The 16,393-nt window shown below is 39.2% G+C and carries 14 protein-coding genes; 7 read left to right on the plus strand and 7 right to left on the minus strand.

Annotation, left to right across the window (positions count from 1 at the left end):
* Positions 1 to 7 precede the first annotated feature (7 nt).
* From DRF67_RS04655 to DRF67_RS04670, 4 genes are all read left to right on the plus strand, one after another.
* Positions 8 to 3,061, plus strand: a complete 3,054-nt coding sequence (locus DRF67_RS04655) for a DNA polymerase III subunit alpha (protein ID WP_115927173.1) — start codon at positions 8 to 10, stop codon at positions 3,059 to 3,061.
* A 293-nt stretch (positions 3,062 to 3,354) separates the two neighbouring features.
* Positions 3,355 to 4,215, plus strand: a complete 861-nt coding sequence (locus DRF67_RS04660) for a complement C1q domain-containing protein (RefSeq protein WP_115927174.1) — start codon at positions 3,355 to 3,357, stop codon at positions 4,213 to 4,215.
* Between the two features lie 12 nt (positions 4,216 to 4,227).
* Entirely contained in the window at positions 4,228 to 5,040 is an 813-nt protein-coding gene (locus tag DRF67_RS04665; RefSeq protein ID WP_115927175.1) for a hypothetical protein, read from the plus strand.
* A 9-nt stretch (positions 5,041 to 5,049) separates the two neighbouring features.
* Positions 5,050 to 5,964 (plus strand): hypothetical protein, encoded by a 915-nt coding sequence (locus DRF67_RS04670; RefSeq protein ID WP_115927176.1) that lies wholly within the window; start codon positions 5,050 to 5,052, stop codon positions 5,962 to 5,964.
* On the opposite strand, the gene DRF67_RS04675 is transcribed toward DRF67_RS04670, so the two are convergent.
* The 5 genes from DRF67_RS04675 to DRF67_RS04695 form a co-directional block, all read right to left on the minus strand.
* Positions 5,965 to 7,515 carry a tetratricopeptide repeat protein gene (locus DRF67_RS04675; protein WP_115927177.1) on the minus strand — a complete coding sequence of 517 codons (1,551 nt, stop codon included), beginning with the start codon at positions 7,513 to 7,515 and terminating at the stop codon, positions 5,965 to 5,967.
* Between the two features lie 12 nt (positions 7,516 to 7,527).
* Entirely contained in the window at positions 7,528 to 8,139 is a 612-nt protein-coding gene (locus DRF67_RS04680; protein WP_115927178.1) for a YdeI/OmpD-associated family protein, read from the minus strand.
* 6 nt (positions 8,140 to 8,145) lie between these two features.
* A complete protein-coding gene (locus DRF67_RS04685) occupies positions 8,146 to 9,279 on the minus strand; it encodes a serine hydrolase domain-containing protein (RefSeq protein ID WP_115927179.1) in 1,134 nt (377 codons plus the stop codon).
* 126 nt (positions 9,280 to 9,405) lie between these two features.
* Positions 9,406 to 10,227: a hypothetical protein gene (locus DRF67_RS04690; protein WP_115927180.1), complete on the minus strand. Its 822-nt coding sequence runs from the start codon at positions 10,225 to 10,227 to the stop codon at positions 9,406 to 9,408.
* A gap of 105 nt (positions 10,228 to 10,332) precedes the next feature.
* A complete protein-coding gene (locus DRF67_RS04695) occupies positions 10,333 to 11,874 on the minus strand; it encodes a glycine--tRNA ligase (protein ID WP_115927181.1) in 1,542 nt (513 codons plus the stop codon).
* Positions 11,875 to 11,890: 16 nt separating this feature from the next.
* Here DRF67_RS04695 and DRF67_RS21465 point away from each other — a divergent pair, with 16 nt between their 5' ends.
* The 3 genes from DRF67_RS21465 to DRF67_RS04705 all read left to right on the plus strand — a co-directional run bounded on the left by DRF67_RS21465 (position 11,891) and on the right by DRF67_RS04705 (position 13,961).
* A complete protein-coding gene (locus DRF67_RS21465) occupies positions 11,891 to 12,046 on the plus strand; it encodes a hypothetical protein (RefSeq protein ID WP_165851744.1) in 156 nt (51 codons plus the stop codon).
* 89 nt (positions 12,047 to 12,135) lie between these two features.
* On the plus strand, positions 12,136 to 12,861 hold the full coding sequence (locus DRF67_RS04700) for a pseudouridine synthase (RefSeq protein WP_115927182.1): 726 nt from the start codon (positions 12,136 to 12,138) through the stop codon (positions 12,859 to 12,861).
* A 62-nt stretch (positions 12,862 to 12,923) separates the two neighbouring features.
* Positions 12,924 to 13,961, plus strand: coding sequence for a quinone-dependent dihydroorotate dehydrogenase (locus DRF67_RS04705; RefSeq protein ID WP_115927183.1), 1,038 nt, complete (start codon positions 12,924 to 12,926; stop codon positions 13,959 to 13,961).
* A 31-nt stretch (positions 13,962 to 13,992) separates the two neighbouring features.
* Here DRF67_RS04705 and DRF67_RS04710 read toward each other — a convergent pair whose 3' ends face one another.
* Both DRF67_RS04710 and DRF67_RS04715 read right to left on the minus strand, forming a co-directional pair.
* The gene (locus DRF67_RS04710; RefSeq protein ID WP_115927184.1) at positions 13,993 to 14,877 is read right to left on the minus strand and encodes a hypothetical protein; all 885 of its coding nucleotides are present in this window, start codon (positions 14,875 to 14,877) and stop codon (positions 13,993 to 13,995) included.
* Between the two features lie 28 nt (positions 14,878 to 14,905).
* Positions 14,906 to 16,150 (minus strand): DUF445 domain-containing protein, encoded by a 1,245-nt coding sequence (locus DRF67_RS04715; protein WP_115927185.1) that lies wholly within the window; start codon positions 16,148 to 16,150, stop codon positions 14,906 to 14,908.
* Positions 16,151 to 16,393: the final 243 nt, after the last annotated feature.

Raw genomic sequence — 16,393 nt, forward strand, 5'->3', positions numbered from 1 at the left:
TTTCAACATGTTTATTAATTGTCATTCTTTCCATAGCCTGCGCTACGGGACTTTATCCATTGAGGGATTGGTAAAACAGGCACATGAATCGGGAGCCAGAGAATTGGTCTTAACGGATATCAATACGGTAACCGGAATTTATGATTTTAAAAAAGCATGCGAAAATGTAGGTATACAACCTATTCCCGGAGTTGAGGTCAGGAAGGAAGGAAAACTGCTGTATGTGGGGATTGCCAGAAGATTCTCCGGAATTGGTGAAATTAATAAGGTCATCACAGACCATAACTGTAATGATATAGAACTTTGTGAAACCGCTCCGGAATTTAACGAAGTGTTTGTGGTCTATCCGATGAGCAATATTCCTCCGGCATTAAAAGATCATGAGTTTATAGGAGTTAGAATAGATGAATTGAACTTTCTGATACGTCCTGAATATGAAAAATATATCCCTAAAATGGTTGTTCTTCATCCTGTTACTTTTAGCACGGAGGAGGAATATAAACTGCACAAAATTCTCCGGGCTATTGATAACAATACTTTACTGTCAAAATTGACAAAAAAAGAAGTTTGCCGAAAATCGGAATATTTTATTTCCGAACAACAAATTGTAAAAGCTTTTCAAAGGTATCCTGAGATCGTAAAGAATACCAGAAACATCCTGAAAGCCTGTAATTTTGAATTCGATTTTGAAAAAGTAAAGAATAAGCCATGCTATACCAGATCCAAAGAGTCAGATGTAAAGCTTTTGAAAAGATTGGCTTATTTGGGGTTGAAAAAACGATATGGAAAAGACCACGAAATAGCAAAAGAAAGAGTGGATAAAGAACTGAAGGTTATTGATGACCTTAACTTTTGTTCCTACTTCCTGATCACATGGGATATTGTACGGTACAGCAATCGCATGGGGTTTATGCATGTAGGGCGTGGAAGCGGAGCAAATTCCATCGTCAGCTACTGTATTGGGATTACTGATATCTGTCCTTTGGAACTGGACCTATATTTTGAAAGATTTCTGAATCTTAACCGGAAAAGTCCTCCGGATTTTGATATCGACTGGAGCTGGCAGAACAGGGATACGATCCTGGAGTATATCTTTACCCGGTATGGGAAGAACCATGTGGCTTTCTGTGGAACCAATGTGGAGTTTAAATACAAATCAATTTTCAGGGAAGTGGGAAAAGCATTTGGTTTGCCCAAAGAAGAGCTGGATGATCTGACGAGCAGATCAATGGAAACCCATGACCCGAATTCTGTGGTACAGCTGGTCCAAAAGTATGGTAAATTATTGGAAAAGTTTCCAAATCAAAGAAGCATGCATGCCTGTGGAATCCTGATTTCCGAAGAACCCATCACCCATTATACAGCCCTGGAAATGCCGCCTAAAGGATTTCCGATTGTTCAGTTTGATATGAATGTGGCCGAAGATATAAAACTGGAAAAACTTGATATTCTGTCTCAAAGAGGGCTCGGGACTATTAATGATACAGTGAATCTCATTAAAAAAACAAGGGGAATTGATGTGGATATCCGGGATACGGGAATTTCCAAAGATGAAGAAAAAGCCAATGAATATTTAGCGATAGGGAGAACTATCGGATGTTTTTATATAGAATCTCCGGCCATGCGCGGGCTTTTAAGAAGGTTGAAATGTGACAATTACAGAATATTGGTTGCTGCTTCCTCTATTATCAGGCCGGGGGTGGCACAGAGTGGGATGATGCGGGAATATATCTTCAGGCATAATCATCCGGATCAGTTTCAATACTTCCATTCCGTATTTGAAGAGCATCTGAAAGAAACGTATGGGATCATGGTCTACCAGGAGGATGTGATTAAGATTGCACAGTATTTTGGAGGATTAACTTTGGCAGATGGTGATATCTTACGCAGAGCAATGAGTGGGAAAGGCCGCTCTATTAAAAAGCTTCAGGAAGTAAAAGCGAATTTTTTTAAATCCTGCCGAGACAAAGGTCATTCGTTGGAACTGACTGCTGAAGCGTACCGGCAAATTGAATCTTTTGCCGGATATTCTTTCTGCAAAGCCCATTCGGCATCGTATGCCGTGGAAAGCTACCAAAGCCTTTATCTGAAAGTATATTATCCACTGGAATTTATGGTTTCGGTGATCAATAATCAGGGGGGCTTTTACCGCACCGAAGTGTACATTCACGAAGCAAAAATGTCCGGCGGAAAGATTCAGACTCCATGTGTTAATGCCAGTGAATATCAGACAACACTCAAGGGGACCGATATTTATCTGGGGCTGATGCTTTTGGAAGGACTGGAAACACGAATCGCTCATGGTATCGTTGAAGAACGTGAAAGAAATGGAAGCTACCAATCATTAGAAAATTTTATCAAACGTATTCCCATTGGGATTGAAACCATACAGATTCTGATTTTTATCGGAGCATTCCGATTTACCGGTAAGCCCAAAAATGAATTGCTGGTGGAAGCCAGGCTGCTGCTGGTAAATTTTAAACCTGAACAGAGGGGCCTTATGCTAATCGAAGAGCCTGTTCAGGAATTCAAATTGCCACCCTTAAAAAGAGAACATTTTGAAGATGCTTTCGATGAAATTGAGCTCATTGGTTTTCCGGTTTCATGCAGTCCGTTTGATTTGTTGCAAACCAAGTACAGAGGTTCTGTTTTTGTAAAGGATTTGTTGCAGTATCATAAAAGGCAGGTGAAGATGTTGGCATACCTGATTGCAAGAAAGCATGTCCCGACAAAAAAAGGAACCATGTATTTTGGAACCTGGATTGATGTGAATGGTGATTATTTTGATACGGCGCATTTTCCCGATAGCCTGAAGGAATATGATTTTCAGGGTGGCGGATGCTACTTATTGCTGGGAACCGTAGAAGTTGATTTTCACTTTCCAACCATTACCATTCATAAAATGGCTAAAATGCCGATGATTCCAGATCCTCGATATGCTTATGATAAAGAAAGGCAATATGATATCCACAGGCAGATTAAGGAGGATGTCAGTATGACTTTTCGGAAACCTTATCCTCAGGCCCATGAGATTGGTTTACCCAGACATCATTTTCAATAGCATTTTTTGATGAAGCCTGCCTGAAAAATAATATTCTGCCTGGAGCATATTTCAAGTTTCGTGATGTTAAAAAAATTTAGAAAAAGGGATTTATTATTTTAAAAATTTCCGGAAAAAATTAAAATTACATTTCAAAAATATTAAAATTCCGTATTTTGATATTGTAAAACAATTGTTTATTTGCTACGTTTTCAGTGTTTTATGTTTTGTGGCGCAGCGTCTCTGTTGTGTGGGATCTGTTTTTGAATCTATCTTTGACGGAGAATTGTACTCGTTTTAAAACCACAAATTACATGAAGAACTTAATTATTTTGAGGAAATGGACATTCATTGCCGGATGTCTTTTTATGAATTCCTTACCGGCGCAGGTTGGTATCAATACTTCTAATCCCCAAACCCTTTTGCATATAGATGGGGCGAGAGATAATCCCGCATCGGGAACTCCTTCCTCTGCACAGGCCGCCAACGATGTGGTAGTTACTTCTTTGGGAGAAATAGGAATAGGTATTCTGGCTCCGGCTGTAAAGGTCGATGCAAGGTCTGCTAATAATACGGACAATTCAATTGGCGTGGGAGAGACTTCCCAGACTGCGCCTGTAGCAGGGGGAGGGGCTGTAAGGTATAATCCGCTGAATGGTGGAAAAATGCAGTATTCTGATGGAACCGTATGGCAGGATCTTATTTCTTCACCTACCAAAGCTGTAGTTGTAGCGAATATCCGGGCCGCCAACTTTGCCATTAAAATTCCTTACCGTACTTCTACAGGAATTTCAGGCTGGAATGAAATTTCCGATCCTACAGCCAATTTTAATCCCGGTACCGGCGTTTTTACAGCGCCACGCACAGGTGTGTATCTGGTCTCCTTTACGTATGATTTTGTGAGAATTCCCATTGTATCCGGTTATTTTTCTGAAGCCAGGTATATCGTGAACGGAAGTAGTACGGTAAAAAAATGTGTAAAATCTTTCTCCAACATCTCAAAACAGGCCCAGGTTGCGGGCTCATGTGTCGCAGGAGTACAGCTTAATAAAGGAGATACTTTCCAGCCGCAGATCTATCAGTCTGTTTATAACGGCAATTTGAGTTTACGAACAGATACGTCTTCTGCGAGTAATGATTATGGCTTTGTAAATCTTTCAATTTTAGAACAATAACACATTTTGAATATGAAAAAACAATTAGCACTGGCCTTACTCGTGTGCGGAAGCTTATGGATCAGGGCGCAGGTAGGTATCAATACATCCGCTCCCGAAGGAATATTACATGTAGACGGGATGAAAAATACTTCAGCATCCACATCAACCAGTTATTATGATGATGTTGTCATTACCTCCTCAGGAAATATGGGAGTAGGAACGAAAACCCCAAAAACAAGATTGGACCTGAGGTCTGGAGAGCGTTTAAATGCTATAGGCATCGGGGCAACTTCCCAGACGGCAGCTGCGGCTAAAGCCGGCGCGTTGAGGTATAATTCAGGTTCACAGGATCTTAGCTACTCTAACGGGTCTTCCTGGATCCCCCTGGCACATAAAACATCCAATGATTTTGTAGACGCTGAAAATTCTTCAGCTCAGAGCTTCACGGATGGAGTACAAACTGCCATTACGGGCTGGACAAAAAGAACAGATGTCAACAGTAGTTTTAACGCCTCCACAGGAATTTTTACAGCCTCAAAAGCGGGAGTGTATATCGTTTCTTTTAGCGTTTCACTGGCTTCAGGAAGTATTGCCAATGATTCCCGGTATGAAACCCTTATCCAGACCAACTCCACATCCTCCTCGACGAGTAAAGTGTTTAAGTGTGTCGGAAGTTATCCGGGAAATAACACGATTGACAACCGCGTTGCCGGAAACTGCTCAGGAATATTTAATTTAAATCAGGGAGATCATATTACTGTAAGCCTGAACCAGAAGCTGGGGAGTACAAAAACGTTAGATACAGATGCAACCCTTACCTCTTTAAGTATTTTCGGATTATAAAAAAAATTGATGATGAAAAAGAATTGTTTACTTATACTTGTATTTTTAAGTTTCCACTACGCGTTTTCACAGGTTGGAATCAATACGACTAACCCAAAAGGTATTTTACATGTTGATGGACAGAAAGATAATCCGTCTACAGGAGCATCATTTACTCCCTCTCAGCAAAGTAATGATGTGATCATCACTGCCGCAGGCAAAATAGGAGCAGGAATGCTTAATCCGGCTGTAAAAGTTGATGCCCGGAATTCAGGAAACGGAGCAATTGGATTGGGTGCTTCTTCACTGTCGGCAGCTGCAGCAGATGAAGGTGCACTTCGCTACAACAACGGGGTGGAATATTCTAATGGAAAGGAATGGCTACCTTTACTGACGGCGCAGCCTGCAAGTACAAAAGCTATTGTGATTGCAGCTAAAACAAACAATAATGTAAAGCTGGCAGTACCTTCGGCTGCAACAGTGACTACAGGGCTCCAGAACAGGGCCAGCAATTACCTCGTAGATTGGACAAAGACCTTTGAAAGCAACTCCGGAACCCATTTTAATGCATCTACAGGAACTTTTACCGCTCCGAGAAATGGGGTCTATGTCGCTACTTTTACAACTGATCTTGCACCTCTGGCCATCAATTATACCACTGATCCTTTGAACCCAATACAGATAGAAGCTATCTGGCAGTTGTATGATAATACAGCAGGTTTGTTACCGGCAAATATTGTAAATACAGTGAAGTGTGTGAATACAATGTCTTCCAATAGTGTAGGAAATATGGATGCAGGAAGCAATTGTACCGCATCATTTTATATGACATCCGGACAGCGGCTGATGCCTTATATCTGGTTTAACCTAAATAACTCAAACCTGCCCAATTTTTCTTTGAACAACACAGGAGGGTACAACAATCTTACCATTGCAGAACAATAATCAGGTTACGTCATCCAGAGTTTTGATAAAAGCAGAGGGATGGATGCCTACCACCTTTTTGAATTCAAGAGAAAAGGCACTGTGGGATGAATACCCTGTAATCTCAGCAAGGTGATTGATTTTGTATTTCCGGTATTTCGGTTCGTTTTTTAACCGGTCAACAATATAGTTGATGCGGAGATGATTGATGTATTGATTGAAGTTGAAATTTTTATGTTTTTTAATGACTGCGGAAAGGTATTTTGTATTGATATTCAAGGCGTAAGCGAGATTATAACGTGAGACATTCTTGTCGTTAAAATGCAGATTATTCTCAAATGCCTGCAAGCCGGTTAAAATATTTTCCTCTACTTCAGGGGAAATTTTTATTTCCGAAGGTTGGCTCAAAGCTTGTAATGGCGCTTTCTCAGCAGGATCTTCCTCATAACCGGCAACAGGAACCCCTTCCTTGTAAATCGTAGATACAATTTCTCTGTGCTTTTTTCTGAGATTCATTACATGAAATACGACAACACTCAACACGAGCGTGAGAATAAGGCATGCAGCAACTAAAACTGTTGAAAAGTTTCTGCTTTTTACAAGCTGCCGATCAAAATTCTTTTCTTTGTTGGAAAGTGTTTTGTTGACGGCCATCGTTTTGTTGTAAGCAATACTGTCTTTTAATTTAAGATTTTCGAGGTTGTATTTCTGAACATTAGGGAGGTCATTCAACTGAGAATATGCGTCCTCAAGATTTTTTGTGACCTCTATCTTTTTCTCGTTAAAGCCATACCGGTTAACCAGGACTAATGCCTTCTGGTAATATACAACAGCACTGTCTGGTTTGCCTTGTTGAAACAATGAAAACCCGATGTCATTGAGAATATTGGCTGTAAGATAATAATTATCCTTACCGGCTAAAGAAAGAGCCTTTACAAAATAGACCTTCGCTTCGGTGAACCTGCCAACTTCAGATAAGCTGTATCCTGTATTGGTATAAGCCGAGACAAGCAGCTCATTTCGTCTGGAGATGTTTTCGATCTTTTGAAACTCACGGATTGCACTTGTTGAATAAAATACTTTCTTTTTATATTCATTTTTATTGAGGAGAATCAAAAAAGAATTATAAATCATCCCTTTCAGTTCATGTCCCTCATCCGTATGATTGTTCTTCACTTCAGATAAAGCTCTTTCAAGGCTTCTGGAAGATTCGTTGAGAAGGCCCAGTTTAGCATATTGTGTTCCCTGCATTCTGTAAGCAAGCGCTTTTCCTATTGGATAATTGCTTTGTGCAGAAATTTTTAAAGCCTTTTCTGCAAAATCCAGACTGCTTTTGGCATCCGATTTCAGATAGCTGTTGTAGGACTTTAAATAATAAGCTTTAGCAAGATATTCCGGAAGGCTTTTCTTCTGGGCAGAATCAATAATATGTTTCAATACAATTTCTGAACTGTCCGGATTTTTAGAAGAAAGAATTCGGGCATATTTATATTGTTCCTCAAAATCAAATGTTTGTGAGAACGTGAAAATTGAAATAATGAGGAAGAAAAAGAACGTAATTTTTTTCTTCATTGTGTTTTGTGTTTATTTTTTTTCGTACTTCCAGTTTCTTCCTTTTTTTTCTGCGATCCATTCCAAAGCCTGTTCCATTCTTTTATTTCGGGTGGCTTCTGTTTTGGCTTCCGTTATCCATGTAATGTATTCTTTCCGGAAAGAGGGAGAAGCTTTCTGAAAAACATCTAAAGCTCCTGGCTCACCTTGCAATGCGGCCTGAAAATAATCAGGAACCTCCATCTCGGTTTTGGAAGGAGCGGCCTTCTTCATGATAACCCCCATATCCGTAAGGTCCATGGCTTCTTTAATTGCTTTTTTTAGCTGAGGTTTGGAAGGGAGATCTTCCATTCGGGTAATTTTCCCTAAGCTGAACATCGAGCTTTTTTCGGCAGTTGTTTCTAATTCCTTCAAGGTTTTCATTTCCTGATGCAGCCAAAATCCCATACTGCAATACTGCTTGAATGAGGTCATGGAACATAATATTTTCCCTTTATACATGAAAGTGGGGAACTTCCATTTGATGGCTTCCTCCGCTTCAGGACAAACCTCATGAATCACCTCACGAAGATATGTCAATACCGGCTGGGCAAAATCGGGAGATTTTTCAATATACTCATCTACTTTTATGCTGTAGTTTTCCATAGTTTTTTATTGGAATAATTGTACGGTTTCATTAACAAGGAATCTCACCTGATCTGGTCTTCCCCTGTCGTTTTTAGGATTGTTGATATAGCTTCCGGTTTTTACAATCACCATATGATGTTCCGGGATCATGATAATATACTGTCCCTGTAATCCCAGAAAACAATAATGCTTAATAGGATTGTCATTGTTGATCCAGAGGCCCATTCCGTAAATGTCTTCGGATTTTTCTGTCGGGGTTCTCATCTGCTCTATAAATTCAGCATTGAGGATCTGGCGGTCACCTACTTTTCCGTTATTCAGAAACAGCTGCCCCAGCTTGGCGAAGTCTCGTGCATTAGAATGGATGCAGCAGTAAGTCTTTTCCATTCCATAATCATCAGTACTCCATTTGGCATTTTGCTCCATTCCCAGCGGAATCCAGAATTTTTCAGATAAATAACTGGCTAAAGGCTGATTCAGTGCTTTCTTTAAAGCAAACCCAAGAAGTTGGGTGGAACCACTTTGATATTCAAATTTCACTCCCGGATCTCCCTTGAATTTTCTTAAAAATACCGCTTTCACTAGGCTCTTTCCATAATAAGCTTTGGCATTGGGAAGAAACGGATTATTGTAATTTTCATCCCAGTCAAGACCGGCCTCCATTTGTGCTAAATTTTTAAGCGTGACCTTATTTCCGAATTCTTTTTCTTTAAATTCAGGATAAAAATCAGAAAATTTTTGATCAATACTGTGGATCATACCTTCCTCCAGAGCTTTACCTAAAAGCATTACCGTCACAGCCTTTGCCATAGAAAAAGAATTCGTCTGGGAAAGCTGATTATAACCATCCCAATATTGTTCGTGGAGAATTTTTCCGTTTCTGATGACTACAAAAGCTGCGGTTTTGGAATGTTTTAAATTTTCTAAGACATGATCCGGTAACTGCTTTGTGTTATACTGTGGGGCTTCTTCCCAAAGCTGAGGAGATTCTGTGGCAATCAGGTTGCCGGGGAAGAGATCACCGTCATCAATATAGGCGCTGGATCGTCCTCTCAGGTATGTTTTGGAAATACCGCTGAAGAGATAGTCATATCCAAAAAAATAAGCCGCTGCTGCTCCCGCTACAGCCCCACCTATCATATACTTTACTATTTTCATGCTCTTTGTGTATGGTCTCTGACAAATGTAAATAATCTGAACTTAAAAATAGTAAAATAAACAGAACATCAGCACATAAAAAAGCCCCAAAACAGAGTTTAGGGCTTGGTATTTTAGATAATGTGATTACTTGTTGTATTCATAAGCATAAGTATGGGTATTGGTTCCAAATGAAGAACTCGTATATGTCATAACCGTCTTGGTAGGATAAGCAGCATTATTAAAGGTATGGTTAGCCGTAGATTTGTTGTTTCCACTTACTGTTCCGGTGTAATTTTCACTTCGGCTTAGTAAGTTATTATACGCCAGTTCACCATCGCCGAGATAAAACAAATCCATTTTTATGTATCCCTTTACATTTTTCATGGGGTGATTAGAATTATCATAGGTATTATTTGCGTTATATGTTGTTCCGTTAAACGTATAGCTTGTAGAGGCTATATTGCCACTAGCGGTCAGATACGCATCTACCTCAGCAAATTGAATGTTGGAATAAACTCCTGTTGAAGGATTATACGTCGAACTTTTATATTCATTAAACTTAACGTGGTTGTTACCCAGATACTGATAGTTTTTTGTATAAACCAGTGTACCGTTATCTTTTCGGGTTACTTTTTCAGCAGAAACCTTTCCGTTGGAGTAGGAGAACTCTCTGGTTTGTCTCAGGGTAGCTCCTTCATATTCCTCAGTTTTTACAATATCGTCACCATTGTAAGTATACACTGTTTTTTCATTATCACTACTGCTGTAAGATTCAAGTAGTTTATCACCGTTATATTTGAATTCCAGAGTATAAATTTGGCCATCCTGTGTGGTTTCTGTAACTTTTTTTAAGAGATAGGGAGTATTTGTGTTGTCGTTATTCCCGCTGTCTGAAGAGTCATCATTGGATGAACTGCAGCTTGCGATCACTGCCATAGCTAGTGATGAAATAATTAATTTCTTCATGGTTATTATTTTTTAGTTTAAAATCGTCTAAAAATAATAATTTCTACAATACATCGGTAAAATATTTACAAAAATAAAGAAGCCCTGAAAAATCAGGGCTTCTGGTTATATTTTAGAAAGTAAATTTCTGAAGTTGGTCTTCTCATCAATGATTCTTCTCAACTCTGAAACAGGAACTCTTTCCTGCTGCATTGTATCTCTATCCCTGATGGTTACCGTATGATCCGTCAATGAATCGTGATCTACCGTGATACAGTAAGGGGTACCGATGGCATCCTGTCTTCTGTAACGTTTTCCGATGGCATCTTTTTCCTCATAGAACAGGTTGAAGTCATATTTAAGATCATTGAAAATATTCTCAGCATACTCCGCTAAACCGTCTTTCTTCATCAATGGAAGAATAGCCGCTTTAATCGGAGCTAAAGCGGGAGGTAAAGATAAAACTGTTCTTTCCGAACCGTCTTCCAATACTTCGTCTTTTAAGCAATGTGAAAATATAGAAAGGAACAATCTGTCTAAACCTACCGACGTTTCTACGACATAAGGAACATAGTTTTCGTTTCTTTCAGGATCGAAAAACTGAAGTTTTCTTCCTGAGAATTTTTCGTGAGCCTTAAGGTCAAAATCAGTTCTTGAGTGGATTCCTTCCAGTTCTTTGAAACCGAATGGGAAATTAAACTCGATATCAGCTGCTGCATTGGCGTAGTGAGCCAGCTTCTCATGATCATGGAATCTGTAATTATCATTACCTAATCCTAAAGCTAAATGCCAGTTCAGACGCTTTTGCTTCCACTGCTCGTAGAATTCAAGCTCTGTCCCCGGTGCTACAAAGAACTGCATTTCCATCTGTTCGAACTCACGCATTCTGAAGATAAACTGTCTGGCGACAATTTCATTTCTGAATGCTTTACCAATTTGTGCAATACCAAAAGGAAGCTTATGACGTGAAGTTTTCTGAACGTTTAAGTAGTTGACGAAAATACCCTGAGCTGTTTCTGGTCTTAAGTAAAGGTCCATTGCACTGTCTGCAGAAGCCCCAAGCTTGGTTCCAAACATTAAGTTGAACTGTCGTACCTCTGTCCAGTTTTTAGAACCCGTGTCAGGATCAGCAATTTCAAGCTCTTCAATCAAGGCCTTTACATCTGCAAGGTCTTCATTTTCCAAAGATTTGGCCAATCTTGAAAGGATCGCCTCTCTTTTTGCTCTGTATTCAAGGATTTTTGGATTTGTAGCTTCAAATTGAGCTTTATCAAAGGCATCTCCGAATCTCTTCGCTGCTTTTTCGATTTCCTTATTCTCTTTATCTTCAATTTTAGCACAATAATCTTCCACCAGAACGTCTGCTCTGAAACGTTTCTTAGAATCTTTATTGTCAATCAATGGATCGTTGAAAGCGTCTACGTGGCCCGATGCCTTCCATGTCGTTGGGTGCATAAGGATTGCTGAATCAATACCCACAATATTTTCGTTAAGCTGTACCATAGCCTTCCACCAGTATTGTTTGATATTATTTTTAAGTTCAGCCCCGTTCTGTCCATAATCATAAACAGCGGATAAACCATCATAGATCTCACTGGAAGGGAAAATAAATCCATATTCTTTAGCGTGAGAAATTACTTTCTTGAAAACATCTTCTTGCTTTGCCATAATTTTTTTATGTCTGATGTGCAAAAATAGTGAAAATGTGGGAAGATGGAAGCGTGAAGGTGGAAGTTTTTATAATGCAGTAAATCAGGAGCCGGGAACCTGCTTTACGCTCTATCTTTTGCTTTGCAAAAGGATGCCGCTGCAATCAGGGCTATTGGCCATGATGCGTTGACAAAAGGTATAAGTCCCGGCAGGTTTCGATTAGACGTACGGTTTCCCCATCCGAAATAAGAATCAGCAGAAAATCTCTACTTTTGCACCATGTTAGAGATTCTTTATCGTGACGAGCATATTATTGCCATCAACAAACCCAGCGGATTACTGGTTCATAAATCTTTTTATGCGGGAGAAGCCGATACCTACGCTATTCAGGAGCTGAAAAAACAGATCGGACAAAAAGTATTTCCTGTACACCGGTTAGACCGAAAAACTTCGGGCGTTCTGCTGTTTACTTTAGATAAAGATACCCTTAGAATCATGAGCGAGCAGTTTGCATCACGTGAGGTGGAGAAGAAATATCTGGCAATTCTTCGTGGTTGGGCAAAAGAAGAAGAAACCATTGATTATGATTTAATTAATGAAAATGAGGTCAGGCAAAATGCAGTTACCTACTATCGTCGTTTGCAGACTTCAGAAATAGATTTACCTTTTTTGAAACATCAGACTTCGAGATATTGTTTGGTAGAGGCAATTCCTGAAACAGGAAGATTTCATCAGCTGAGAAAGCATTTTAAACATATTCTGCATCCTATTTTAGGTTGCAGAAAACACGGTTGCAATAAACAGAATAAATTGTGGCTTCAAACATTTGATATCAACAAAATGACGCTGCACGCCCATCAATTGATTTTTAATCATCCTGTTTCCAACGAAAGAATTACACTAAATGCTACCATAGATGAAGACTTCAAAAGAGTAGGAGATCTTATGAAGTTTGATTTGAGTTCCTATTCTCCTGTTTCTCCTTGTCAAGGTTTTAAACCTTGACAAGGAGAAACAGGAGAATACCATTAATTTTAAAATGATTACTTTTGTAAAACTTTTTTCTAATGTACAAATCACTCATTCGTCCGATTCTTTTCAAATTTGATCCCGAAGAAGTACATCACTTTACTTTTTCGATGCTTAAGAATTTTGGATTTCTTACTAGATTATTTTTCCCAAAACCTATTGAAGACAAACGTCTGGAAAGAGAAGTTTTCGGATTGAAATTTAAAAATCCTGTAGGATTGGCAGCTGGTTTTGATAAAAATGCAGTCCTTTTCAATGAGCTGGGAGACTTAGGTTTCGGGTTTGTAGAAATCGGTACGGTAACTCCAAGAGCGCAGGCGGGAAATCCTAAGAAAAGATTGTTCCGTTTGCTAGAAGATGGCGGGATCATCAACAGAATGGGGTTCAATAACGATGGGCTGGAAGCTGCCATAGAAAAGCTCAAATCCAATAAAGGAAAAATAATCATCGGTGGGAACATCGGAAAAAATACAGATACAACCCCGGAAAACTATACACAAGATTATCTGGACTGTTTCGACGGTCTTCATCCTCATGTAGATTATTTTGTACTGAATGTAAGCTGCCCGAATGTAGGAAGCCATGCCAAGCTGGAAGACGTAGAATATCTGAGAGAACTGATTACGGAAGTGAAGAAAATCAACCAGTCAAAATCTGTACAGAAACCGGTACTGCTGAAAATTGCTCCAGATTTGAATAACAATCAATTAGATGAAATTGTAGCGCTTATTGCAGAAACAAAAATTGATGGAGTTATCGTCTCCAATACATCAGTAAACAGAGAAGGCCTGAAAACCTCACCCGAAGTATTGGCACAGATAGGAAACGGAGGGCTAAGCGGAAAACCTATTCGTGAGAGAAGTACAAAAATGATCAAATATCTTTCTAATAAAAGCAACAAGGCATTTCCAATCATTGGAGTAGGAGGTATTCATTCTGCAAAAGATGCCATTGAAAAGCTGGATGCGGGAGCGAGCCTTGTGCAGCTCTATACAGGATTTATATATGAAGGACCGGAATTGATCAACGATATCAATAAAGAGATTCTGAAAAGAGCAAGCAGGTTGCCCAGATAAAATATAAAAGGAGAGTTCAGTGGGCTCTCTTTTATTTTGACTTTTTAACAGATGCCTTGCTGAGGTCTACACTGAAGGTGTATCCCGGAGATGTTGATGTTTTCTTAATAGCAAATTTTAAAATTTTTGCATCTTTTGATTTGGTTACAACCCCGTCATAGATGCCTTCTCTGCAGCTTTCAGTAAGGAACTGATCGTAACTCTTATAATTCCAGTCTTTGGTGAAGTATAATACCCGGTATCCCTTTTCTCCGTCACTGGCACCGCACATCCCACAATAATTGAAGTTGGAAACCTGCTCAAAATAAAGCAAGACTCTGTTTCCGGATTCATCAGATGCCGTAGATATCAGACTGTTTCCTCCCGCTCTGTTGATGATGTCAAACGTATTGATCTTTTTATGGTTGGGAAGAATCAGATAATTGTTGTACCGGTAGATCATGCTGTTTTTTGTATATAATGTAGCCTCGTGAGTGGTTTTGCCGAGAAATAGATTTCCTGAAATGTCCTTATGAGAATCATTTCTTTTAAAATTCAGAATTTCTGTTGGATTTAGCTTTCGGGCAATGCTGTCGGTTTTTTCGACCGATCTAGGGGAGGTTATTTTTTCCTTCAATGCTTTTGTCTGCTGTTTTTGTTTGTTTCCAAAATGGTACAGGAAAAGATCACCCTCGTCATAAACTCCCGTTAGGGGAATCTTCTTTTGGTATTTGTCATAATAATACCATCCTTCCACAAAATGTTGGTACTGATTGCAGTCAACAATTCCGGTATAATCAAGCTGCATGGTGATGGATACTCCGGCAATGTTTCCTTTGAAAATCTGTGAGGAATCCGTTACTTTTTTCAGCTCTACTTTCTGGCAGAGGAAAAAGGTCAGGTTTAAAGAAAATAATAAAATAAAGATTTTTTTCATGGTTGTTTTTATGTGGGATTCAGTTTTGTCAGATAAAGAAGTGAGCAACGGTATAAATGATCAGGCCAACCAGTCCGCCTACCAGAGTCCCGTTGACGCGGATAAACTGCAGGTCTTTTCCCACTTCCAGTTCCAGTTTTTCACTCAGTTCCTTACCCTGCCAGTTTCCTACTGTTGTACTGATAAGATTCCCAAACTGGTGGGTGTTTTTCAGAATATATTTATATGCGGTTACCCGAACCCAGTGGTCGATCTTATTCTGAAGGTTTTCATCCGTTTTTAAATTTTGTGCAAATTCGTTCAGATTTTTAGAGAGATAGGTTTTCAGTGCAGAATGCTCCTCCTGCAGTTCTTTTACCAGCGTTTTTTTAATAGACATCCAGATATCATTCGAGTATTCTTCCAGCTTGTCGTTCTTCAGCAGTCCGTTTTTTATGGTTTTAAACTCCTCTTCCCATTTGGGGTCTTCCTTCAGGTCAACAGAAAACTCATGTATTTTATTAGTGATCAGTGATCGTACTTCATGCTGCGGATCCTCTTCGATCTCCTTGAAGAATTCTGCAAGGCCGTCTGCAATTTTATCTGCAATTTTATTATCTACAAAAGCAGGAATGAATGTATAGCTTCCCTTTTTTACGCGGTCTTTGATCATTTCATCGTTTTCAATGATATAATCTTTGATCTGCTTAGAAAGGTTGGTCACGATTCTCTGATGGTCATTCTTCTCCAGAATATAGCTGATTCCGTTTCCTACCACTTTATTCAGTTTGATATCATCGATCATTTCAGAAACCCTATTGCTGATAAACCTGCTTACCGCTGAATCATCGAGCTTGTTGAGGACATCCAGTACGATATCTGAAAGATTTTTCATGAGCACTTCCTGGCTCTTTTCTTTGCCCAGCCATTCTCCAACAAAATTAGACACCTTCAGTTTTTGAATGTAAGGGCGTATATTTTGTGGTGAAAGAAAATTGCCTACCACAAAACTTCCGAGGTTATCTCCCAGTCGTTGTTTGCTGTTTTCAATCAGATTGGTATGAGGAATCGGAAGTCCAAGCGGATGCCTGAATAATGCAGTTACTGCAAACCAGTCTGCAAGAGCACCTACCATAGCTGCTTCAGCAAAAGCCCGTACATAGCCTATCCAATGCGAATTGTTAGATTTCTGCAGAATCGTGGTAATGATAAAAATAACAGCCATCAGAACAAACAGGCCTGTGGCGAATGCTTTATATTTTCTGAGTTGTTTTCTTTTTGCTTCGTCATTCATATTCTCAAATTTACTAAATTTGGTTGTCAAAGTGTTTACAACATACTCTTGAATACGTTTTAGAAAAATCAAAGACTTTCATAAACTAAAGTGATGAGTATATTTTTTTAACCAGAGTGTTTTTTACTTAGCGTATCACTTTAAAGGTTAAAGTACAAATAATTAAAACTTGCGATGAAATTTTTAATTTCAATCATCATATTAACCTTTCTGCAGGCATGTACGCAGAAATATCAACCCGTT

It is taken from the genome of Chryseobacterium pennipullorum, from assembly GCF_003384725.1.
Classification (GTDB): Bacteria; Bacteroidota; Bacteroidia; order Flavobacteriales; family Weeksellaceae; genus Chryseobacterium; species Chryseobacterium pennipullorum.

What these genes read in the sequence shown, in the direction of transcription:
- DRF67_RS21465 (WP_165851744.1), top strand. Translation starts at nt 11,891, where the DNA reads ATGTGCAAAAATAGTGAAAATGTGGGAAGATGGAAGCGTGAAGGTGGA.
- DRF67_RS04700 (WP_115927182.1), top strand. Translation starts at nt 12,136, where the DNA reads ATGTTAGAGATTCTTTATCGTGACGAGCATATTATTGCCATCAACAAA.
- DRF67_RS04660 (WP_115927174.1), top strand. Translation starts at nt 3,355, where the DNA reads ATGAAGAACTTAATTATTTTGAGGAAATGGACATTCATTGCCGGATGT.
- DRF67_RS04655 (WP_115927173.1), top strand. Translation starts at nt 8, where the DNA reads ATGTTTATTAATTGTCATTCTTTCCATAGCCTGCGCTACGGGACTTTA.
- DRF67_RS04670 (WP_115927176.1), top strand. Translation starts at nt 5,050, where the DNA reads ATGATGAAAAAGAATTGTTTACTTATACTTGTATTTTTAAGTTTCCAC.
- DRF67_RS04695 (WP_115927181.1), bottom strand. Translation starts at nt 11,874, where the DNA reads ATGGCAAAGCAAGAAGATGTTTTCAAGAAAGTAATTTCTCACGCTAAA.
- DRF67_RS04715 (WP_115927185.1), bottom strand. Translation starts at nt 16,150, where the DNA reads ATGAATGACGAAGCAAAAAGAAAACAACTCAGAAAATATAAAGCATTC.
- DRF67_RS04690 (WP_115927180.1), bottom strand. Translation starts at nt 10,227, where the DNA reads ATGAAGAAATTAATTATTTCATCACTAGCTATGGCAGTGATCGCAAGC.
- DRF67_RS04705 (WP_115927183.1), top strand. Translation starts at nt 12,924, where the DNA reads ATGTACAAATCACTCATTCGTCCGATTCTTTTCAAATTTGATCCCGAA.
- DRF67_RS04710 (WP_115927184.1), bottom strand. Translation starts at nt 14,877, where the DNA reads ATGAAAAAAATCTTTATTTTATTATTTTCTTTAAACCTGACCTTTTTC.
- DRF67_RS04680 (WP_115927178.1), bottom strand. Translation starts at nt 8,139, where the DNA reads ATGGAAAACTACAGCATAAAAGTAGATGAGTATATTGAAAAATCTCCC.
- DRF67_RS04675 (WP_115927177.1), bottom strand. Translation starts at nt 7,515, where the DNA reads ATGAAGAAAAAAATTACGTTCTTTTTCTTCCTCATTATTTCAATTTTC.
- DRF67_RS04665 (WP_115927175.1), top strand. Translation starts at nt 4,228, where the DNA reads ATGAAAAAACAATTAGCACTGGCCTTACTCGTGTGCGGAAGCTTATGG.
- DRF67_RS04685 (WP_115927179.1), bottom strand. Translation starts at nt 9,279, where the DNA reads ATGAAAATAGTAAAGTATATGATAGGTGGGGCTGTAGCGGGAGCAGCA.